This window comes from Syntrophorhabdaceae bacterium (genome assembly GCA_028713955.1).
Lineage (GTDB): Bacteria > Desulfobacterota > Syntrophorhabdia > Syntrophorhabdales > Syntrophorhabdaceae > UBA5609.
The window spans coordinates 1-22068 of record JAQTNJ010000028.1 but is presented as its reverse complement, the minus strand read 5'-3'; the positions used below and the strand labels follow the sequence as shown (position 1 = coordinate 22068).

Genomic DNA, 22068 nt, shown 5'->3' with positions numbered 1-22068 from the left:
CAATGAGGACACCGACCGGCATAGAGATCCAGAAGGGCACCTTCCACCAGACCATCATGAGCGCTACGGTATAGGCACCGATCCCTACGTATTGCGCCTTGCCGAGTTCAACCTGTCCGCCGTATCCTCCTATGGTGTTCCACCCCATCCCGAAGAGGGAAAAGAGGAGGAACTGGATCATAACGGTCGTTGTAAAAGATCCCGCGCCGAGCCACGGGAAGACGAGAAGAAAAATGGAAAAGATGATAAGGCCGATTCTTTCTGCCTTTGAAAAATCGCTGAAGTCGAGGGCGTCTTTTAATTTTTCCATCCGAACAATCCCTGGGGCCTGACGACCACGATAATGAAGTACGCAAGGTAAACAATAGTAAACTTGAAGTGAGGCCCAAGGAAGTCAGATCCGATGAGTTGTCCGAAAACAGGGAAGATCATTTCCAGGATACCGACGAGCAATCCCGCAAAAAAGACCCCTTTGATGCTTCCGAAACCACCAAGGGCAACACAGGCGAAGGCGATCATGACGAAGAGGATCCCCACCATTGGATAGGCATAATAGAAGTTTACCAGGAGTCCCCCGGCGATACCCACGGTACCCCCTCCGATTGCCCATGCGATGGCGTTCATCCGGTCTGTCCTGATGCCCATGTACGAGGCAGCTTCTTTGTTCAGTGCTGTTGCCTGAAGGGCCTTTCCTGTTTTTGTTTTATGAAGAAAATAGTAGACAACAGCAAAGGATATGAGGCTTAAGATGCCGGCGGCGAGCTTTGTCCAGTCGAAGATAAATGGTCCGACAGAGAGACTTTTTCCGACAAGGAGTCCCTTATTGATCATCCGGTAGTCGGCGCTGAAGAGGAACATGGCAAAGTACTGCAAGAAAAGCATGAGCCCGAAGGTGCCAAAAAGCTGGGCAATGGCGGGTCCCCTGAGCAGGTACTTGATAAACCAGTAATATGACGCAAGCCCCAGGAGCATACCGACAATAGCCGACACGGGAAGGGCAATAAGAGGGTCAACATGGAAGAAGAAGTTTGTCCAGTAAACAGAATACATCCCGAGCATCAGGAACTCTCCATGGGCGAAATTCACGATGTCCATCACCCCGAAGATCACCGTAAGACCAAGGGCAACAAGCGCAAAAAGAAGCCCCATCAATATTCCCTGCAGCAGTGCGTCAGCTATAAGCATAAATCCAACCTTGAATAAAATGAGAAGTTAAGAAGATGAGACGTCCAGCATAGACAATCTCATCCCCTCATCTTCGCATATTCGCGTCCTCTGTCTATTTCCATCCCGGGAAAGGATAGATGAAATTGGCCGTTGCAAGATCAAAGGGATAGACGATCTCGAGGCTGATCTTACCGTCCGCTGTTTTCTGGTACTGGCCGATGAGACCTCTGCCGAGGACATTCTGGCCTTTGGCATCGAACTTCACGCCTGCCCATGGCATGACGAGATCGCTCGCGGGGATGTTGATCTCGTTGCAGGCCTTCTGGATCGCCTTCGGGTCGGTGCTGCCTGCTTTGTTCAGGACATATGCCCAGGCCTGAACACCAACAACTGATCTTGCCGTGGCACCTGTCAGATCGTCACCGTATTTCTTTTTGTAGAGGGCATTGACCTGGCCGGCAACCTTTTTCACCCTTGTGATCTTATCGATGAAGACCGTCCTGGTCAGGACACCGTTGATATCCGCACCAAGGATCTTTGCAAAATCAGCCATCTCGAAGCCGGCATCCTGTCCCCAGAAAAACTTCGTCTGTGCCTTCATGCCTTTCAGTGTCCTGATCATAAGGAGCGAATCGGAAAGGTACGCGGCAAAAAGCATCGCATCCGGTTTTGCGGCAACAAGGGCCTTTGCCTCTGACGTCAGGTCAGGCGCGTTCGCGTTGTAGAGTAACCCCTTGGTGATAGTAAAACCGTATTCCTTTGCATAGGCTTCGATCGACTTGGCAACGCTTGAACCCCATTCAGTATTCTCGCAGGCATAGGCAAGATTCTGGAGATTTTTTTTCGGGATGGCCTTAACGCCCTTAACCTTCCCTTCTGTCAGGCCTTTCAGGAGTTCGAAGAGATCCCTGTTGAAATAATTATCATGCGGCGTTGTCCTCCAGAACCACTTAAACCCTCTCTCCGTCAGGTCAGGAGAGGTGGAGGAGTCGTTGATCATGGGGATCCCGTATCTCTCGGCTACAGCGCTTACGGTCTTTGTCACCGCACTGTTGTACGCGCCCATAAGTCCCACAACCTTATCGTCGAGTATGAGACTCTTTGCAAGGTCGGCGCCGCGGTCCGGTTCCCCTCTGTGGTCCTTAAAGATCAGCACGATCTTCGCACCGCCCAGGTTCGGTATTCCTCCCCATTGTGCCATCGGGATATCAACGCCTGCCGCCTTGTTGTTGACGATATCGGCGGTCAGTTCGGCTGCCCTCTGGAGATCCCTCCCTATCGTTGCCAGGGCCCCGGAGAGCGGGTAGAGCACGCCTATCCTGACCTCCTTCTCTGCAGAAAAAACGGTTGGTGAAGCAATAAGCAGCGAAAGTAACAACACCAATGAAAAGACTATCACATTCCTGATCTTCATCACTAACCCTCCTGATTTGTTTTTTTTTCAAGATCTATGGATACAAATGACGATCTCCATTTATTTTGGCAACATATCATAATAACGCGTTATCTTCTCGTCCCACAGTCTTTCTGCTTCCTCCGGCTCGATCATTTGAAACCTTACCTTGTCCAGAGGCTTCAGGTGAGCGAGCAGGTCGCGGTCTGTCTTTGCCACATGACCGATCCTCGCGTATCCGCCTATTGTTCTCTCGTAGAGCACAATGATTGGCTGTCCGTCACCCGGAATCTGAACAATGCCCGGCAGGATCCCTTCGGAAATAATACTTCTTTCCACCTCCTCTTTAAATTCGAGAGGTCTGCCTTCCAGCCGGATCCCTGTTCTGTTGCTTTTTGTGGAAACTTTATACCACGGGTCTCCATCTATTTCAAACAAACTCTTTAGCGTTTCAGGAGAAAAACGGTCCCTTTCTTCGCCGGCAATTATCCGAAGAAGGTGCGGCGCCTGCATGGACGGTATAAGCGATTCGTCAATAACCCTTTCGTCCGGAATATGGATATCCTTCAGTGCTATCCTGTCGCCCTTCAGGAAGGGCCTTCCAAAGTAGCCGCCAAAACGGCACTCGAGGTTTGTCGTATAGCTCCCTGTCACTTGTGCCGCGTCTATAATACCGGAAAAACCAAGATAATAGCGGAGTCCCTCGGTGACCTCTTTCACCTCGATAGTACTGCCGGCCTTTACCCTGATGCCTTTCCAGAGAGCCGCGGGCGTGCTGTCAACAAATGCCGTAACCCGTGCCCCGGTAATCGCACAGGAAACATCGGTATTAACCTTTAACGAAAAATCGTGACCCATGATCTCAAGGACAGGTATGTCGGTACTGTATCCCAGGAGACGACACAGTGCAGTGTAGGCATACCTGTCGAGGACCGATGACGGCGGCACACCGATATCTGCATATCCGTATCTTCCGCCGTCGACTACCATTGCAAGCCATGCAGGGTTAATAATCTCTATCATAGAGGCACAAACCTCACCCGGTCGCCGATCTTCAGGAGGCTGTATGGCGCCTCCGTATAGTCAAAGAGCTTTACATCCGTCTTGCCGATTATCCTCCACCCCCCGGGGGACTCAAAAGAATATATGCCCGTCTGGAGTTGTGCAATTCCTACAGATCCTTCATTCACCTTCAGGCGAGGGGTTTCAAGCCGCGGGACAAATAACCGTTTATCCAGGGTGCCGAGATAAGGAAAACCGGGCAAAAAACCTACGGCAAAAACGGTATAAACGGTTGAGACGTGGATCTCAATAACTTCGTCTGCCGTGAGGCCCGAATAGGAACAGACAAACTCTATATCCGGGCCGTACTGACCACCATACATGACAGGGATGGTGTGGGTTACCGGGGCGGGGATCTGTGTTTGCGGCAGACCTTTTTCCTTCTCCTTCAAAAGCGAAACAAGGGTGCTGAAACTCGTTAACCGGCTGTTGAAATAAATGATACAGGATGTAAAGGATGGGATAATATCGATGATCTCCTGCAGATCAAGAGACTTGAGGAAGAAATAATATTGCCTTACCTCCTCATGGACATCGGCGTTGATCGCCTTGCCAAAAACAATCCTGATACCTTCCTCGCCATACCGTGTCCAGTCCATTATTTACACAAACTCGCAGAGGGGTTTAATCGTTATGTCTTCGTTGCGTGAATACTCCCGGATCTTCTGTGCCGCCTCTATGCTCTCCATATTGTCCCCATGAATACACATAGTATCGAGCTCCATCCCGATCCAGTGGCCGTTTATACTTTCAACCCCCTTCTCTTTCACCATCCGGATCGCTCTCCTGGCGATGAGTTCAGGGTCTTTCAAGACAGCTTCTTTGTATTTTCTGGGAAGAAGTTCACCTTCATCGGCATACATCCTGTCGGGGAATCCCTCGAGGGCGATCCTGATCCCTTTCTGCCTGCATATCTTTTTAAGCTCCACTGTCTTTTTTGTCCCGAGGGTTAAAAATACAACATCACCAAATACCCTGCCTGCCGATTCAACGATCCTGAGATATTTTTTGTCATCGTTGACTAAATAATTATAGAGCGCTCCGTGCATCTTTATATGCTGGAGAGACATACCATGAAGATCGAGAAAGCCCCTGAGCGCTCCGACCTGGTATATCACGTAATTCACAAGTTCATCCTCGCTTACGTCCATGGACCTTCTTCCGAAGCCCATCAGGTCGGGATAACCTGGATGGGCGCCGGCCATCACGTGATGTTCCCGGCATAACCTGACTGTTTTCTCCATCACGTTCGGGTCCGATGCGTGGAAACCACAGGCGATATTCGACGATGTTATGTATTGTATAACCTCATTGTCACTGCCGAGCGTGTAATCCCCGAAGGATTCACCCATATCGCAATTCAGATCAACGACGTATCGCATTTCTTCATACTAACAAAAATGTGACATGTTGTGAACAGTTTTATTATAGCCGTAGATCGTATATCGTATCTCGTAGATCGTATATCGTAGATCGTATTCAGCTTTTAGCTATCAGCGATCAGCTTAAGGCATTGCTCGTTACTCGCCGCTCGATGCTGGATACTGGTTGTATCAAACAAGTAAGAAGGTTCTTTGTCCCTTTTACCTTCCACATCCTATTTACTATCAACAAAACGACCAGATAGACCAGATAGACTAAATAGACCAGATAGACCATATTTATTGCTGATGACTGTGTGCTGACTGCTGACGGCTATTCACTATCGACTATCGACCGCCTTTATGTTATATAGACTATTCACTACTTCTTATGAACCTGCTCAGTCTTTTTTCCATCGGGTTTGTACTTGGCCTCACGGGGGCAATGGCGCCGGGGCCGCTGCTCACCGTAACGATCAGTGAATCGACACGAAGGGGCGGCATCGTAGGTCCCCTCGTAGTGCTTGGTCACGGGATCCTCGAATTCGTGCTCCTCTGTATCATCGTCTTTGGTCTCGGCAGCCTGCTGAACAACAGGGTCATTTTCTCTTTTATCGCCTTCTTTGGCGGGATTGTTCTTGTCTGCATGGGCTCAATGACCATCAAAAACCTCAAACGCTACCGGCTCGATGGTACAGCACAATCCGAAGGCCGCGGCATCCACCCCATTACAGCGGGTATCCTCATCAGTCTTTCAAACCCTTACTGGTTCATCTGGTGGATAACCATCGGCATGGGTTACGTAATATTCGCAAGGGGACTTGGTATCCAGGGAGTTGTCGCCTTTTTCACGGGCCATATACTATCCGATCTGGCCTGGTACAGCTTCGTCTCCTACGGAATACAGTTTGGCGGCAGGTACCTGAGCATAAGGGTCTTGCAATCCATTCTTTTTGTCTGCAGTATATTTCTGATACTCTTCGGGATATTCTTTATTATCAAGGGATATAGTTTTATTCGATAAATCACGTTTTATTCATGCAAATTATCTATTTGACAAATAATATTATTCAATTTATTTATTAACTTCAAATATTTATTCAAATATTTATCCGGGAGGTCAGTGTATGAATCTTTTTCAGAAACACTGGAAGATCATTTCCTGTGGCGTCTTTATCGGCATCCTCGCAACTATTTTTCAGAAATTCGGAAACCCTGCCAACATGGGGATCTGTGTCGCATGCTTTGAGCGTGATATAGCCGGCGCACTGGGTTTTCACCGGATTTCCATCGTTCAGTATTTAAGGCCGGAGATACCGGCATTCGTCCTTGGCTCCTTTTTCGCGAGTCTTGTTTTCAAAGAATTCAAACCCAGAGGAGGCTCTCTTCCCCTGGTCCGGTTCTTTCTCGGCTTCTTCGCCATGCTCGGGGCGCTTGTTTTTCTCGGCTGTCCCTGGAGGGCCTTCTTAAGGCTTGCCGGCGGGGACGGGAATGCTATTGCCGCGATCGTGGGACTCATCGTCGGTGTATACATAGGTGTGCAATTTCTCAAGGGCGGGTACACCCTTGGCAGAAACTATTCTGCATATAAATTTACCGGGCTTTTGATGCCCCTTATGATGCTTGGCCTCTTTCTGCTTCTCATCGTTAAGCCGGCCATCCCTAACGGCGCACCCTTTTTCCGCCTCAAGGGTCCTGGCGCACAGCATGCCCCGATCATCCTTTCTTTTGCCGGGGCCTTCATTATCGGTATCTTTGCCCAGAGAACGAGGTTCTGTACCATGGGGGCGATCCGCGACATTATCCTGTTAAAGGACTTCCATCTTGCATCGGGTGTTATCGGTCTCCTTATCTTTGCGTTCCTTGCAAATCTTCTCCTCGGTCAGTTCAATCCCGGCTTTGCAGGACAACCGGTAGCACATACGAACCAGGTATGGAACTTTTTCGGTATGGTACTTTCCGGCCTTGCCTATGCGCTTGCGGGCGGCTGTCCGGGAAGACAGCTCTTTCTCGCCGGTGAAGGCGATATTGACGCAGGGGTATTTGTCATCGGCATGATCACAGGTGCAGGGTTTGCCCATAACTTTGCAATAGCCGCTTCCCCGGCCGGGGTAGGACGGTTCAGCGCCCTCGCCGTCATCATCGGCCTGCTCTTCTGTATTGCGACAGGGTTTTTCATGAGAAAAAGATTGGCATAAGGAGGAACAATATGGAAAAGAAACATCTCGACCTTAGAGGATTATCGTGCCCGCAGCCGGTTCTGGAGACGAAGAAGTCCATTGACAACAGATCCTTTGATTCTTTCGAGATCCTTATCGATACCAGGACCTCTCTCGAAAATATACAGAGGCTTCTCAGCACAAGGGAAGACCTGAAATACACCGTTGATGAAGGAGAAGACTTCAAGGTTAACATCTCCCGGATATAGGTTGACTTCCGGGAAGATATCGTGTTATACATATGTAATGCCGTTCAGACAAAAAATAGCGCTTCTCTTTATCTCTACCATGGTGATCCTCTGTTTCGCCTCTGCCTATTCCCTCATCAGCAGCACGGGTACGCTCAGAAAAGAGATCTTCATCCACCAGATAACCGGGTATTTAAAGACTGAAAACATAAAATTAGATAAGGAACAGTTAAGAACGATCTCATCGATCGTCTACGAAGAGTCGATCCAGCATGAACTCGATTACCGGCTTATCCTTGCCATGATGAAAGTGGAAAGTAATTTCAGGCACGACGCTGTTTCCTCCCGTGGGGCAAGGGGACTGCTTCAGATAAAACCTTCGCTGGCGAAACATATCGCTCACTACGCGGGGATAGAGTGGTCGGGAAATAAAACGCTTGATGAACCGGATAATAACATCAGGATAGGCGTCTATTTTTTCGCTAAACTCGTGGACGATTTCGAGAACGTCAACACGGCGCTTCACGCGTACAACGTGGGGCCTACAAGAGCAAAACTAAACGGGGCCGGTAAAAACAAACCCCCGAAGACATACAGGGGTTTCCCCAGAATAGTCATGGCAGAATACGAGAAAAATATAGCCATACTTCCGGATCCTTAAAACCACTTCTCAGCCTTCATGTACGCCCGTATATCGCATCTCAACCCCTAAGAACGATGTTTAACCCTGACAAGAACGGCTTTATCTACATTACAGGCAAGATAGGATCGTACCTCTCTTTTCTCCTCTCCACCATTGACAGAAAAACTCTTATCTTTTATGAAACTGAAGATGAGGCATTCCTTCTCCGGGAAGAGATAGAATTTTTTTCGAAAAAAGAGGTCCACCTCTTCCCTGTTTATTCTGACAGGGTTTTCGAAAGGGAAGACGAGATAAAGAGAACAGGCTTTCTCTATCATCTGTTTTCAGATGACCGGTTTATCGGGCTATTCCCATACAGCGCTCTCCAATATCCGGTCACAGGTCGTCAGGCAATCTCCGGAAGTGTTAAAAAGATCAGGTTCGGAGACACGATCTTCCGGGAAGACCTCATAAACTATCTCGAAGATGCCGGGTACGAACTCTCCACGCTTGTCAGGGAGAGCGGGGAATACGCGAAGAGGGGCAGTATTATCGACATATATCCTCTTCCATCGCAGAAACCCCTCCGGATCGAGTTCCTCGGTGACCAGGTATATTCCGTCCGTTTCTTTGACCCCGGTACGCAAAGATCCCTCGGGGAAACCGAAGAGTGTACATTGACACCCGCAAAACACAGAGATGACAGGAGCGCCATGCTCTATGACTATTTTGAAAACAACATGGCCCTCGTCCACAGAGGACTTCACATGGTAATACGGGAGTTTGACGACGGCAGTAACTCTGCCTTCCTGGAAGAGCTCGGGAAACGGTGCGGCTCGATGTTGAATATCGATATCTCGGGGGTTGAAGGGGAAGAGGAAGGTATCACCGTAAGGGCCGTTTCTAACGAAGACCTGAAGATCATCTTTGAAACCAGGAAGACCGAGATATTTAAGATACTCACGGAAAGGTTCAGAAATGAGTGGAATAACTTCAGATATATCTATCTTTTCGTCAATACACGGCACCAGGCGGAGAGACTCCAGGAGATCTTCAAGAACTATGATATATCGCTGCCGATCCTCACCGGGATGGCCCTTTCCAAAAAAGAGAGGGAGTGGGGTATTGTCATAGGCCCGTTGAGGAGAGGGTTCAGGACAGACAATATCATCGCCCTTACGGAAGAAGATATCGTGGGGCCAAAAAAAAGGGTTATAAAAAAACAGTGGGACGGCCTTGATGAATTTCTCAATTCCTTCAAGGATCTGAAGATCGGGGAATGGGTGGTCCATATAGAGCACGGGATAGGAGTATATAAAGGGATCACGGCATTAAAGGTAGACGGGCATACCAAAGATTTCCTCCTTGTGGAATATCAGGACGGCGATAAACTCTACGTACCGGTCAGCGATCTCCATCTTGTTCAAAAATTCATAGGCAGCGAAAAACATAAACCGAAAATAGACAGACTTGGCTCCCAGCTCTGGAAAAATACAAAAAAACGGGTAAGAAAACAGGTTGAAGACATTGCGGGGGAGCTCATCACAATCTATGCAGAGAGAGAACTGGCGGAGGGCCATAGTTACCCGCCGGAAGACGAGCTCTTCAGGGAGATGGAGTCCCGGTTCGAATACGAGGAGACGGAAGGCCAGACGCAGGCCATCGAAGATGTAATGAAGGACCTGCAAAACATAAAGCCTATGGACAGGCTCGTATGCGGCGACGTAGGTTTTGGAAAAACCGAGGTCGCGCTCAGGGCCTCTTTCAAGGCGGCGTTAGACAATAAGCAGGTAGCTGTCCTCGTACCCACAACCATCCTCGCGCAGCAGCACTACAAGACATTCAGCGAACGCCTCTGCGACTATCCGGTCAATATAGATATGCTGAGCAGATTCAAATCAAAGGAAGAGCAGAAAGAGGTCGCGGAAAGGATAAGACGGGGCGCTGTCGACATCGTCATCGGTACCCACAAATTACTCCAGAAAGATGTTCAGTTCAGAGACCTCGGGTTGCTTATCGTCGATGAGGAACAGCGCTTCGGCGTTAAACATAAAGAGAAGCTGAAGACCATGCGAAAAAACATAGATGTCCTTACGCTCAGCGCAACACCCATACCGAGGACCTTATACATGGCTTCAACGGGCATCAAGGACCTGAGCATCATCAATACCCCTCCCCTTGACAGGCTTGCCGTTAAAACCTTCGTCATCAAATTCAACGACGGACTGATAAAAAAGGGGATATCCGATGAGCTGCAAAGAGGCGGACAGGTCTTTTTCGTCCACAATTACATTCATAACATCGGCGTCGTGTACGAACATCTGAAAAGGCTTCTGCCGGAAGTGAGAATAGCTGTCGCCCACGGTAAAATGGATGAGAAAAAACTCGAAAAGATCATGGTCGATTTCATAGGGGGAGAATACGACATCCTGCTTTCCACAAATATCATCGAATCGGGTCTTGACATCTCGAACGTGAATACCATATTCATCAATAACGCCCACAGGATGGGCCTCGCCGATCTATACCAGTTGAGAGGACGCGTCGGCAGGAGCACAAAACAGGCCTTCGCATACCTTCTCGTCCCCAAGGACGAAGTCCTTACGAAGGATGCCGCGCTCCGCTTAAAGATCATAGAGGAGATGACGGACCTCGGGTCCGGATTCCATATCGCCAGCTATGATCTTGAAATAAGGGGTGCGGGCAACCTCCTTGGCAAAGAACAATCGGGCAACATCAATCTCATAGGATTCGAATTGTATTGTGAAATGCTTGGGGAGGCAGTGAAAGGGCTCAAAGAGAGGCCCGAAGAAAAGGAAGAAGAGATCATCGCGGAAGTAAACATCCCCGTGGACGCCTATATACCCGATGCCTATATTGAGGATTCCGCGCAAAAACTTCTCATGTATAAACGACTTTCAAAGATCAGAAACGATGAGGAACTTGCCGATATAAAGGAGGAACTCACAGATCGTTATGGCGCGATCCCGCAGCCGCTTCTGCACCTCCTTGACATTATCTCGTTAAAAACTTTCCTGACCCGGGCAAAGATAAGAAAGATCGAACATTCTCCGAAGCGGCTCGTTATTCATGTAACGAATCACACGCCTATCGATATGAAAAAGATGCTCAGCATCGTCTCGCAGGGTAACGACAGGATAAAGCTCCTGCCCGATGGGAAAATCATTCTGCAGAGCGATAAAATTGCGGAAGAACTCGTAAAATACACGAGAAATGTGTTGATGGAGATCATTTCCATATGATATAAGAAAAACAGGTGTTAGCGATCAGCTTTCGGTATTCAGGGGTATTTTCGACACAGAGGATTCAGATCAGACCTGGACCTCCGGGATCCTGTTTGCTGAAAGACCAAATAATGAGGTGAATACATGAAAAAGATCTTAATTTGTTTGATTGCATTCCTGTTTGTCTTCTCATGCGCAAAAAAAGACAACAGCAAGGTCCTGGTGAGCATAGACGGTGACGCGATCACACTGGAAGAGTTTAACAAAGAGCTTGACAAGATACCAATGAACATGAAGATGCTTGTCGCAACACAGAGCGGTAAGAAAACATATCTGGACAGACTGATAATGAAGAAACTGCTCCTCAGGGAGGCCGCTAAAAGCAAAATTGAAGATGAAAAAGACTTTCAGAACCGGCTCTCCGATATTAAGGAACAACTCCTCATAGAGTCCCTCTTAAAGAAAAAGATTGCTGCCGACTCACAGCTTACCGACAATGATATGAAGAAGTATTACGATGCAAATAAGGAAAAATTCAAAAAAGAAAAAGAGATCAATACGCGCCATATCCTTTTAAAAACCGACGAAGAAGCAAAACAGGTCATGGAAAGGCTGAAAAAGGGCGAGGATTTCGTAGAGCTTGCAAAAAAATATTCCATTGACCCGAATGCCAAGGCCAGCGGCGGCGAGATCGGCTTCCACCCCAAGGGGACATTATTGCCTGAATACGAAGCGGCAGCCTTCAAACTGACAAAGGTGGGCCAGGTAACGGGACCTGTTAAAACACAGTTCGGATACCATATCATCAGGCTGGAAGGTGCCAAACCTCCTGCGTACGTATCCTTCGATGAGGTAAAGGATTTTATCAGGCAGCAGCTGATCCAGGAAAAACAGAAGGAGCTTCTTGAGAAATATATAGAGGAATTGAAGAAGGCTGCCAAAATCACCATTAACGAAGAACTCCTGAAAGAGGAAAAACCTGCGTTGCCTGAAAAACAGGAAAAACCGGAAAAAACTGAAAGTCCAAAAACACCGGAGAAGCAAGAACCACCGCCTGCAAAGAAATGAGCAAGCTGTACGGAATACTCCTGATTATCCTGTCGCTCATACTGCCGGCAGGCCTCCACTGTGAAGTGGTCGACAGGATAATCGCCATTGTCAACGATGACATCATCACGTTAAAAGACGTTGAACACTATGTCCATGTGGAAAAACAGGGCAAGTATACATCGGTCAATGAATATCTAAGGAACCTGGAACTCAAGGAAAAGATCGACATCTTCATCAACGATCTGCTCATAAAGCAGCAGGCCAGAAAATTGAAGATCGATATCTCTGACAGAGAGATCGAAAACATCATCGAGAATATCAAGAAACAGAATCTCATTACGGAAACAGAGTTGAGAGAACAACTGAAAAAGGAAAATATCACCTACAAAGGCTTCCGGGAAGGGATCAGGATGAATATCCTTCGCAGCAGGGTGCTTGCGCGCGTGATCTCGTCGGAGGTCAATATTACGGAGAATGATTTAAAAGAATATTATAACAAGCACATTGGAGAATACAAAGAAGAAGAATACAGGCTAAAACAGATATTTATATCAGGACAGAGGCAGGACGGCGCGCAGAGGATAATGGCAGCATACAAGCTCCTGAGCGAGGGCAAACCTTTTGAAGAGGTTGCAAGAGAATTCTCCGATGACCCATCGGCAAAAACAGATGCGGACATTGGATATGTAAAAAGGGAAGATCTCATGCCCCAATTGAAAAATCCGCTCGCGCTGATCACACAGGGATCATATACCCAGGTAATACAAACGCCTTATGGCTTCCATATTCTTAAACTTATAGAGATAAAAAAATCAGACACACTGCCCTTCGAGGTTGTAAAAGATGCGATCCGGGAAAAGATCGTTTTCGAGGAATCAGAAAAGAGATATAAAGAATACATCGACAAACTGAGAAAGTCATCATACATCGAGGTTAAGATCTGAGATAAATCAGCTCATGGCTGATAGCTCATGGCTCATAGAAAATCGTATATCGTATTTCGTAGATCGTATATCGAAAGAGAACGTTCGGCGGAAGAAGCAGTAATATAGTATATAGTATATAGTGAACTGCAAAAGAATCCGGAACATCCGTAAGGTACGAATTGTATGTCGTAAGGAGATGAACTTGAAGTTGCGATATACTATAACTGAGGTTAAGGTTGAGGTTGAGGAAAATCAGCAGTTTGCTTAACCTTAGCCTAAACCATGACCTGTTTTTTCCTGGAGAAGGCAATTCGGTATGAAGAGGATAGTTGTGACCATGGGCGACCCCGCAGGCATAGGCGGGGAGATCATCGTTAAATCTTTACCCCATATCTGCAAGCGAAGCATACCTGTTGTTATCGGCGATCTTCAGGTAATATATCAGACGCAGCAAGCCCTTTTTCGCAAAAGTGCGCCCGGTTTTAAGCCATTCAGAAAGGGTTCGCCCGGGGACGCGGAATTCATTGATCTCGGGATCATCAATACTGTCAATCCTGGCGTAACGGGTCCGAAATCCGGTGAGGCATCTTTCAGGTACATTATAGAAGGACTGAAGCTTCTCTTTTCAGGAGAGGCTTCGGCGATCGTAACCTGCCCTATCAACAAAAAATCAATACATTCAGCCGGGATAGAGTTTACGGGGCATACGGAACTCCTGGCTCATTACGGAGGGGTTACGGAGTATGTGATGATGATGGCGAACAGGACAATGAAGGTATCCCTCGTAACCATCCATATCCCCCTGAAAGATGTTGCCGGATCGATCACTGCGGACAAGGTCTTAAAAACCATAACGATCACATACAGTTCTCTGCAAAGATATTTTGGGATTCAAAAACCATACATCAAGGTCTGTGGGCTTAACCCGCATGCCGGGGAACAGGGCATCATAGGGAAGGAAGAAGACACAATCGATAAGGCGATCGGTCTTGCAAGGGCAGCGGGTATTCATACAGACGGGCCCTTCCCTGCCGATACTCTCTTCCACAGAAGGGACTGCAACGCCTACGTCGCCATGTATCACGATCAGGGGTTGATCCCTGTTAAGACGCTCGATTTTTCGAGGACGGTCAATATTACCCTCGGGCTTCCATTTATACGGACCTCTCCGGGTCACGGCACAGGACTCGATATTGCCGGCAAGGGCATCGCCGACCCAACCGGTCTGATAGAGGCCTACAGGGTTGCAGAGCATATGTCTTCAAAAACTTCTTGACAAAAGCATATCCATACAGTAAAAACTGTAACAGGATCAAATTGTATACAATTTATATGCTATGCAACTGTTTCCATGAGTATCTTTTCAAAAAAGGTATCGTCCGTTAGGAACGAGGTAACAAAAATTTATCAGGGGGTGTATTATGAGTAAAAAGATAGCAACACTACTAATTTTTGCTGTATTCCTGTTGACGCTGTCCGTCATCACGCCGCAGAACGCAGGGGCGCAGGCAACGATCGTGTTGAAATACGCGAACTTCCCGCCTGCTCCTACCTTCCCGTGTGTTCAGATGGAGAGATGGGCTAAAGAGGTTGAGAAAAGAACTGCCGGTAAGGTCAAGGTTCAGACGTTCCCCGGCGGTACGCTTCTTCCGGCAAAATCAATATTTGATGGGGTTATCGCAGGAACGGCTGATATTGGTAATTTTGCCATGAGTTATCAGCCTGGCCGCTTCCCCTTCTCGGAGGCCGTCGATCTGCCAATAGGGTTTACCAGCGCAAAAGTCGCCAGCCTTACCCTTTACGATCTCATTGAAAAATATAAACCAAAAGAATTTGAGAAAGTGAAAACATTAACCTTCTTTACCTGTCCCCCGGCAGATCTCATGACGAAAACGCCCATTAAATCTCTCAAAGATTTAAAGGGTATGGAGTTAAGGGCATCAGGAACCGGCGCAACAGTTTTGAAACGACTTGGCGCAACTCCTGTCGGTATGCCGCAGTCTGAAGCACCGGAGGCCATCCAGAAAGGTGTTGTAAAAGGTAATGTTTCATCAATGGAGATATTGAAAGACTTCAACTTTGCCGCATACCTGCCTTATGCAACAGAGACCAATCTATTTGTTGTTTCATTTGCCGTCGTAATGAATAAAGATAAGTGGAATTCATTACCCGCCGATGTCAAGAAGGTTATCGACGATTTGGGACGTGAACAGGCCCTCTGGACCGGAACATATGTCGATAATCACGTAAAGGAATCGCTTGATTGGTCAAAGCAGAAGTACAATCATCAGCTTTTAAAGCTATCCGCAAGCGATATGGCAGAGATGGGTAAACTACTGAAACCCATGATCGATGAATACGTACAAAAGGTAACCGCCCAGGGGTTGCCCGGCCAACAGATCATGAAAGACGTTTACCAGTTGAAAGACAAATACGAAAAACAATATAAGTGATATAAACAATGATCATGAGTTCGCAAAGGTGTCTGATATCACGGGCACCTTTGTGAACCAGGAACACCAGCACATCCAGAGATATTCGATTACGGAGGTTGCTAATGGGGTATCTTATAAAATTTAATACCTATTTAAACAGATTCCTTGCCTTTTGGAGCGGCATCGCCATCCTCGCCCTTACAGCCATCGCGGCAGGGAACATGCTTTTCAGGGTAGTATATGTCCCCATTAACGGATCTTATGAACTTATCGGGTTCTTTGGAGCGGTAGCGACCGGTTTGGCCCTTGGCTACGCACAGATCAGGAAAGACCATATAATCGTAACGATCTTTACAGACAAATTCTCAAAAAGAACCAACAAGGTTCTTGATGGTTTCAACTACTTTGTCAACATGATATTTTTTTCTATTGTATCGTGGGAAACATTAAAGTGGGGCATGAAGATAGCAAGGATCGGTGAGTTATCTGAAACCTTAAAGATCGTATACCATCCCTTTGTCTATTGCTTAGCGTTAGGATTCGCCGCACTTTCCCTGACGCTTCTGATCGACTTTTTAAAGATATTTTATAAGGGGGCAGCCGAATGATTACGCCTCTTACCGGACTATACGGCACCCTGTTAATGCTGGCGGTCATGCTGCTCCTTAAAATGCCTGTCGGTTTCGTTATGGCCCTGGTCGGTTTTCTGGGCATAATATATTCGATCTCCTGGGATGCGGCCCTTGGCATGATCGGGACAGACCTGTGGCAGACCTTTTCGTCCTATGGATTAACCGTTATCCCGATGTTCATATTCATGGGGCAGATCTGTTTCTATTCGGAAGTAAATAACCGGTTGTACAATGCCGCTTATAAGTGGTTTGGCAGGATCAAAGGCGGTTTGTCTATCACAACTATTATGGCATGCGCTGGGTTCGCGGCGATCTGTGGCTCCAATACGGCAACCGCTGCGACAATGACAGCCGTTGCATTACCGGAAATGAAAAAATACAAATATGACCCCATATTGTCTACGGGCTCCATTGCCGCAGGCTCTACCCTCGGCGTCGTGATACCGCCAAGCGTAGTGCTGGTGATCTATGGGCTCTGTACGGGCGAATCCATTGGAAAGCTTTTCTTCGGAAGCTTTGTACCCGGCCTTGTGCTTGCCTCCCTGATGGCGATTACCGCATATACAATGTGCACCGTTCATCCCGCGTGGGGGCCCAAGGGTCCGAAATTTGGTTTTATTGAAAAGATCAAGGCCCTCCCCGATGCGATCGATATGCTTGTGATGTTTGGCATTATCATGTACAGCCTCTATGCAGGGCTTTTTACACCATCGGAAGCCGGGGCTGCGGGCTCCGTGGTGGCCGTCATCATAAGCCTTATAAGGAGAAAACTGACATGGAAGCGGTTTGTGGGTGCAGTCATCGATACGCTCCGCATCTCCTGTATGATCTTTTTGTTAGTTGCAGGCGCTGTTATTTTCGGGCGTTTTCTTGCAATCACCAGACTCCCCTATGAAGCGGCTGAATGGGTTGCCCAGCTTCCTGTCCCAAACTGGATGATCCTGTGGTCAATGCTGGTAATCTACATTATAGGCGGATGCGTGATGGACGCCCTCGCGTTCCTTCTCATCACGGTGCCGATATTTTACCCTGTTGCGCAACAGATGGGGTACGATCCGATCTGGTTCGGTGTTACCATCACCGTTGTCACTACTATGGGCGCTGTCACACCACCGGTGGGAATCAGTGCGTATATTGTCTCGGGCATGGCGAAGGATATTCCGTTATCAACAGTCTTCAAAGGCGTGGTATGGTTCCTTCCATCATACATCATTACCATGATACTCATGGAGTCTTTTCCTCAACTCGTCACCTTTTTTGCAGCCCTGGTGAAATATTAGTTCGTTGTTCGTATTTCGTATATCGTATCTCGTATTTCGTAAAAGACCTTAGGGGGTTCTTTTGCCGCTCACGATATACTATATACGATATACGAACAACGATATACTATTTGAATTTTTGCCCTGTAAGGATCTCGTATATCTCTATGTAACGCGACCTTGTCTTTTGGACAATCTCTGCAGGCAGTTCAGGCCCGGGGTATGTCTTTCCCCAGTCGAGGGTGTTCAGGTAATCTCTTACTATCTGTTTGTCATAGCTGTCCTGGGATTCTCCGGCCCTGTAAGATTTCTTTGACCAGAACCTTGACGAGTCGGGCGTAAGGGCCTCATCAACGATAATGATCTCGCCATCGACCAGTCCAAACTCAAACTTCGTATCGGCAATGATGATTCCCCGCTGTTCAGCGATCGTGCAGGCCTTTTCGTAGACACTGATACTCAGGACGACGAGTCTCTCCGCGAGCCTTTCCCCGATCATCGCGGACATCTGCTCAAGGGTCATATTCATATCGTGGCCTTCATCGGCCTTTGTCGTCGGCGTAAAGATCGGTGTTTGCAATTTTGACGATTCCAGGAGGCCTTCGGGAAGCCCGATGCCGCAAATCGTCCGGGAGTCTTTATATTCCTTCCACCCTGATCCGGCAAGATAGCCTCTTACAACACATTCGATAGGTATGACCTTTGCCTTCCTGACGATCATGCTTCTGTCTCTTAGCTGGTCTTTATACCTTTTCAGCGGCTCAGGATATTTCTCGACATCCGTTTCGATGATGTGGTTCTCGACGATATCCGCGATCTCCCCGAACCAGAATACGGAAAGCTGCGTCAGCACTTTGCCCTTATCGGGGATCCCCGTCGGCAAAACTACATCAAAGGCCGAAAGCCGGTCGCTGGCTACGATCAGCAGGTTCTCGCCGAGGTCATAGACATCTCTTACCTTCCCCCGTCTGGGAGTACCGATCTCTGTAAAATTGGTTTCTCTCAATGTTTCGTCCATGTTAACCTCTCACCTGGTACGCTTACAGCTATCAGCAGTCAGCTGATCAGTATATCGTATGTCGTATATAGTATATCGTAACTTCAAGTTCATCTCCTTACGACATACAATTCGCAACCTTATGGATGGTCCGGGCTCTTTTGAAGTTCACTATATACGATATACTATATACTTGGTCTATTATTCTTTCTCAAACTCGCTCTTCGGTGCGTTACAGACAGGACAGACCCAACTATCGGGTAATTCCTCAAAAGGTGTGCCGGGCTTTATCCCTGAATCCGGATCGCCTTTTTCCGGGTCGTAGACATACCCGCATACCTTGCACTTATATTTGTTCGATGGTGCAGTTGCTGTTTTCGGCTCTTCTTCTTTAATATATGTCGGCGCGGTTTTTGGAGATTTACCGCCTTTGACTTCATGATAATATGCATACGTCATCGGTTCTGCGCTGCTTAAGACCTCAGAGTCAACGACCTTACCGATAAAGATCGTATGGGTCCCTACATCTGTTTCGCTTAATACCTCACATTCGAGATAGCCGATGGTGCTGTCGAGAATGATAGGGGCTTTCGTTACACCTGTCTTAAAACGAGTGCCGCTGAACTTGTCAACATCCCTCCCCGACTTGTAACCGAATAAACCGATCAAGGTCATGGGGGTCTCTTTCGAGAGCATAGAGACGGTAAAAACCCTGCTCTCTTTGATATATTCGTGGGTCAGGTTCTGCTTGTTGATGCTGACCGCTATGGTCGGGGGATCTGAAGTGATCTGAAAAACGGTATTTGCAATCTGTCCGTTGATCTTTTCCCCTTTCCTGGAGCTGATAATATACACACCGTAGCAAATCTTTTGAACAGCTTTGACATTCATCCACCCATCCTCCTTATCGATTCAATTCAATAGTACCCTTTCAGCGTCTCCTTTATCTTTTCTTTCAGATCTCCGAAGGGGGCAGTCTGTTTCACAAGTGGTTTGTCCTGAATAACCGGGATTCTTTCTTCAAAGGTGCGGCGGTTGTTCCGGTAGATGATCCCAATCGGTATCCTTTCGCCCCACTCAAGGGCCCTCGCAAAGGCGCCCGCCCTGTCCTCCGGATTATGGTCAGGCCCCAGTCGGTAGACACGTTGTCCATACCATTCGTATGTGTTTATCCTGTTGAAGGATACGCACGGCTGGAGGATATCCACAAGGGAGAACCCCTTATGGCTCATTGCGGATTTCATAAGTTCTTTCAGATGTTCGGGGTCACCGGAATATCCCCTTCCGACAAAACTGCAATCGAGGGCAACAGCCACTGCCATGGGATTGAATTGTTCTGAAAGGACGCCGAAGGGCTGATTTTTTGTGACCATTCCCTCAATGCTCGTCGGCGATGCCTGTCCTTTTGTGAGGCCATATATCTGATTATCGTGGACAAAAACCTTGACGCCGATGTTTCTCCTCATCGCATGGATCAGATGGTTTCCCCCTTCTCCGTAACCATCGCCATCGCCGCCTACTGCCATGACGAGCATCTCGTGGTTTGCGAGCTTGATGCCCGTTGCCACGGGGAGGCTCCTCCCGTGGAGCCCGTTGAACGTGTTGCAACGGATATAGTGGGGAAATTTTCCCGCCTGTCCTATACCTGAAACGATCGCAAGCTGATGAGGCTCAATACCAAGCTCCGCCAGGGCCTCTTTAAAGACCTTCAGGATGCTGAAATTACCGCACCCAGGACACCAGGCAGGCGTCTGTCCTTTATAATCATCCGATGTGGGCATACAATTCTCCAAGAAATTCTTCCAGCAGGTACGGCCTCCCGTCATATCTGTTTATCAGCGCGCTGCATTCAAAACCCGTTTCGGTCTTCATAAGCCGTGCGAATTGATTGGTGGCGTTCTGTTCAACGCAGATGGTCATTTTCGCCCCTTTCAGCATACCCAGGTAATCAAATTTATCGACAGAAGGGAAAGGATAGATCTCACTGAAATGAAGCATCGCAATATTTTGTTTCTTTGACAGGATATCGACGGCTTCTTTCATTATTCCGTATGTTGAGCCCCAGCCAATAATTACGATCTCCGGTTTGTTGCGCCCGTAGAACAGAGGCGGTTCGATCTCCTGCTGAATGAGCGGAAGCTTTTTAAAGAGCCGCTTATCAACCATCTTTATCCGTGTCGCGGCGTCCTCGATGATGTGGCCTTCCTCGTCATGCTCATCGCTATCCGTCACGACAAGGCCGGATATCAGCCCGGGGACACAGAATGGCGACACCCCGTTGTCCGTAAAGGCGTGGCGCATGTACCGGCCGCTGCACGCCTCTCCCGACGTCCTGTATTCATTAAGGGAAAGTCCATTAAGATCAAAATGTTCGACTGTCCACTGTGCGTCCGCAAGGTACTGGTCTGTCAGTATAAATACAGGTATCTGATATTTCTGTGATATCTCAAAGGCCTTGTTGGCAAGGAGGAACCCCTGCTCAGGCTTGCCGGGCGCGAAGATCACCCGGGGGAATTCACCATGTCCCGCGTGGAGGGCAAAAAGCAGGTCACCCTGTTCGGTCCTCGTCGGCAGCCCTGTCGCCGGGCCCGGTCTCTGGGCAAGGGCAATAACGATCGGGGTCTCAGTCATGGCAGCAAGGGACAAGCCCTCGACCATAAGGGCAAATCCCCCTCCGGAAGTCCCTGTCATGGCCCTGATCCCGGCAAATGACGCGCCCAAAGCCATATTGATGGCCGCTATCTCGTCCTCTGCCTGCTCCACAATGATCCCATACTCTTTTGCTTTTCCTGCTATATAAAGCATAATGCCCGTTGAAGGCGTCATGGGGTATGCAGAATAGAACTTGCAGCCTGATGCGATTGCCCCGGACGCTATGGCATCATTTGTACTTGCCAGCATCTTCCGGTTTGATAACTGTACAATGGAAAAGGAACACTGTACGCAGTTATGCCCTGCGTAATTATACCCCGCAACTGCAGCTATTTTATTCTTATTGACCGTATCTTCGTCCCTCTTCTTGAGGGTACTGAGCAGGACATCAAAGAGCAATTCGATACCCATGCCAAGCATACCGAGTACGGCGCCGATGGCAACGATATTTGCCATGATCCTGTTGCCCCCGTCTTTCACGGCAAGGTCAACAAAGGGTATGCTGAGAAAATTGGGTTTTGCAAATGTCTCGCCCAGCATTGCCGGGTCATACACAACAATCCCTATCTCGGATAATTCCTTTTCATGGAGGGCTACGCTCTCACGATCGAAGGCGACAATGATATCGACCACCGCCCGTGATGCGGTAACGGGTCTGTCGGAAAGACGGATCTGATAGGTGTTGTGTCCGCCGCGTACCCTCGACTCATAATCCTGGCTGGTAAAAACATGATATCCGGACCTCGAGAATACCCTTGCCAGGGAATCGCCTACCGTCTGTATCCCCTGTCCTGCTTCGCCGCCGATCTTTATTGTATAGTCCAGACAACCTCCGATACACCATTATAAAATGGCCGAGG

At 48.1% G+C, this 22068-nt stretch carries 21 protein-coding genes and 1 pseudogene; 11 read left to right on the top strand and 11 right to left on the bottom strand.

The annotated features are described in order from the left end of the window. The 6 genes from PHU49_04385 to PHU49_04360 all read right to left on the bottom strand — a co-directional run. Nucleotides 1–310, bottom strand: a 310-nt coding sequence (locus PHU49_04385) for a hypothetical protein (GenBank protein ID MDD5243233.1), incomplete at its 3' end; no start/stop codon positions are given. Continuing rightward, nucleotides 298–1185, bottom strand: coding sequence for a branched-chain amino acid ABC transporter permease (locus tag PHU49_04380; GenBank protein ID MDD5243232.1), 888 nt, complete (start codon nucleotides 1183–1185; stop codon nucleotides 298–300). The genes PHU49_04385 and PHU49_04380, both read right to left, overlap by 13 nt. A gap of 94 nt (nucleotides 1186–1279) precedes the next feature. Further along, nucleotides 1280–2581 (bottom strand): ABC transporter substrate-binding protein, encoded by a 1302-nt coding sequence (locus PHU49_04375; protein MDD5243231.1) that lies wholly within the window; start codon nucleotides 2579–2581, stop codon nucleotides 1280–1282. Nucleotides 2582–2641: 60 nt separating this feature from the next. Beyond that, nucleotides 2642–3583, bottom strand: coding sequence for a biotin-dependent carboxyltransferase family protein (locus PHU49_04370; protein MDD5243230.1), 942 nt, complete (start codon nucleotides 3581–3583; stop codon nucleotides 2642–2644). After that, nucleotides 3580–4221 carry a 5-oxoprolinase subunit PxpB gene (gene pxpB / locus PHU49_04365; protein ID MDD5243229.1) on the bottom strand — a complete coding sequence of 214 codons (642 nt, stop codon included), beginning with the start codon at nucleotides 4219–4221 and terminating at the stop codon, nucleotides 3580–3582. The genes PHU49_04370 and pxpB overlap by 4 nt, the downstream gene beginning before the upstream one ends. A 3-nt stretch (nucleotides 4222–4224) precedes the next feature. Further along, nucleotides 4225–5004 (bottom strand): LamB/YcsF family protein, encoded by a 780-nt coding sequence (locus PHU49_04360; protein ID MDD5243228.1) that lies wholly within the window; start codon nucleotides 5002–5004, stop codon nucleotides 4225–4227. 370 nt (nucleotides 5005–5374) lie between these two features. Between PHU49_04360 and PHU49_04355 the strand changes: the two genes are divergently transcribed. The 11 genes from PHU49_04355 to PHU49_04305 all read left to right on the top strand — a co-directional run bounded on the left by PHU49_04355 (nucleotide 5375) and on the right by PHU49_04305 (nucleotide 17580). Further along, nucleotides 5375–6007, top strand: a complete 633-nt coding sequence (locus PHU49_04355) for a LysE family transporter (protein MDD5243227.1) — start codon at nucleotides 5375–5377, stop codon at nucleotides 6005–6007. Between the two features lie 103 nt (nucleotides 6008–6110). After that, complete coding sequence (gene yedE, locus PHU49_04350) at nucleotides 6111–7181, top strand: YedE family putative selenium transporter (protein MDD5243226.1); 1071 nt, start codon at nucleotides 6111–6113, stop codon at nucleotides 7179–7181. A gap of 11 nt (nucleotides 7182–7192) precedes the next feature. Next, the gene (locus PHU49_04345) at nucleotides 7193–7411 is read left to right on the top strand and encodes a sulfurtransferase TusA family protein (protein MDD5243225.1); all 219 of its coding nucleotides are present in this window, start codon (nucleotides 7193–7195) and stop codon (nucleotides 7409–7411) included. Between the two features lie 37 nt (nucleotides 7412–7448). Next, nucleotides 7449–8051, top strand: a complete 603-nt coding sequence (locus PHU49_04340; GenBank protein ID MDD5243224.1) for a lytic transglycosylase domain-containing protein — start codon at nucleotides 7449–7451, stop codon at nucleotides 8049–8051. 56 nt (nucleotides 8052–8107) lie between these two features. Then, a complete protein-coding gene (mfd, locus tag PHU49_04335) occupies nucleotides 8108–11275 on the top strand; it encodes a transcription-repair coupling factor (protein MDD5243223.1) in 3168 nt (1055 codons plus the stop codon). Nucleotides 11276–11401: 126 nt separating this feature from the next. After that, a complete protein-coding gene (locus tag PHU49_04330; GenBank protein ID MDD5243222.1) occupies nucleotides 11402–12325 on the top strand; it encodes a peptidylprolyl isomerase in 924 nt (307 codons plus the stop codon). Further along, nucleotides 12322–13251, top strand: a complete 930-nt coding sequence (locus tag PHU49_04325) for a peptidyl-prolyl cis-trans isomerase (GenBank protein ID MDD5243221.1) — start codon at nucleotides 12322–12324, stop codon at nucleotides 13249–13251. The genes PHU49_04330 and PHU49_04325 overlap by 4 nt, the downstream gene beginning before the upstream one ends. Before the next feature lie 298 nt (nucleotides 13252–13549). Then, a complete protein-coding gene (pdxA, locus tag PHU49_04320; protein ID MDD5243220.1) occupies nucleotides 13550–14509 on the top strand; it encodes a 4-hydroxythreonine-4-phosphate dehydrogenase PdxA in 960 nt (319 codons plus the stop codon). A gap of 145 nt (nucleotides 14510–14654) precedes the next feature. Then, nucleotides 14655–15686, top strand: a complete 1032-nt coding sequence (locus tag PHU49_04315) for a TRAP transporter substrate-binding protein (protein ID MDD5243219.1) — start codon at nucleotides 14655–14657, stop codon at nucleotides 15684–15686. 104 nt (nucleotides 15687–15790) lie between these two features. Then, on the top strand, nucleotides 15791–16276 hold the full coding sequence (locus PHU49_04310) for a TRAP transporter small permease subunit (GenBank protein MDD5243218.1): 486 nt from the start codon (nucleotides 15791–15793) through the stop codon (nucleotides 16274–16276). Next, the gene (locus PHU49_04305; protein ID MDD5243217.1) at nucleotides 16273–17580 is read left to right on the top strand and encodes a TRAP transporter large permease; all 1308 of its coding nucleotides are present in this window, start codon (nucleotides 16273–16275) and stop codon (nucleotides 17578–17580) included. The genes PHU49_04310 and PHU49_04305 overlap by 4 nt, the downstream gene beginning before the upstream one ends. 106 nt (nucleotides 17581–17686) lie before the next feature. Here the strand turns inward: PHU49_04305 and PHU49_04300 are convergent, their stop codons facing one another. The 5 genes and pseudogenes from PHU49_04300 to PHU49_04280 form a co-directional block, all read right to left on the bottom strand. Next, complete coding sequence (locus PHU49_04300) at nucleotides 17687–18577, bottom strand: phosphoribosylaminoimidazolesuccinocarboxamide synthase (GenBank protein MDD5243216.1); 891 nt, start codon at nucleotides 18575–18577, stop codon at nucleotides 17687–17689. Between the two features lie 180 nt (nucleotides 18578–18757). Further along, nucleotides 18758–18952, bottom strand: coding sequence for a rubredoxin (locus PHU49_04295; GenBank protein MDD5243215.1), 195 nt, complete (start codon nucleotides 18950–18952; stop codon nucleotides 18758–18760). A 63-nt stretch (nucleotides 18953–19015) separates the two neighbouring features. Continuing rightward, nucleotides 19016–19447, bottom strand: a pseudogene (locus PHU49_04290) (flavin reductase family protein). A gap of 26 nt (nucleotides 19448–19473) precedes the next feature. Further along, on the bottom strand, nucleotides 19474–20337 hold the full coding sequence (locus PHU49_04285; protein ID MDD5243214.1) for a 2-oxoacid:ferredoxin oxidoreductase subunit beta: 864 nt from the start codon (nucleotides 20335–20337) through the stop codon (nucleotides 19474–19476). Then, entirely contained in the window at nucleotides 20321–22021 is a 1701-nt protein-coding gene (locus tag PHU49_04280) for a 2-oxoacid:acceptor oxidoreductase subunit alpha (GenBank protein ID MDD5243213.1), read from the bottom strand. The genes PHU49_04285 and PHU49_04280 overlap by 17 nt, the downstream gene beginning before the upstream one ends. Nucleotides 22022–22068 lie beyond the last annotated feature (47 nt).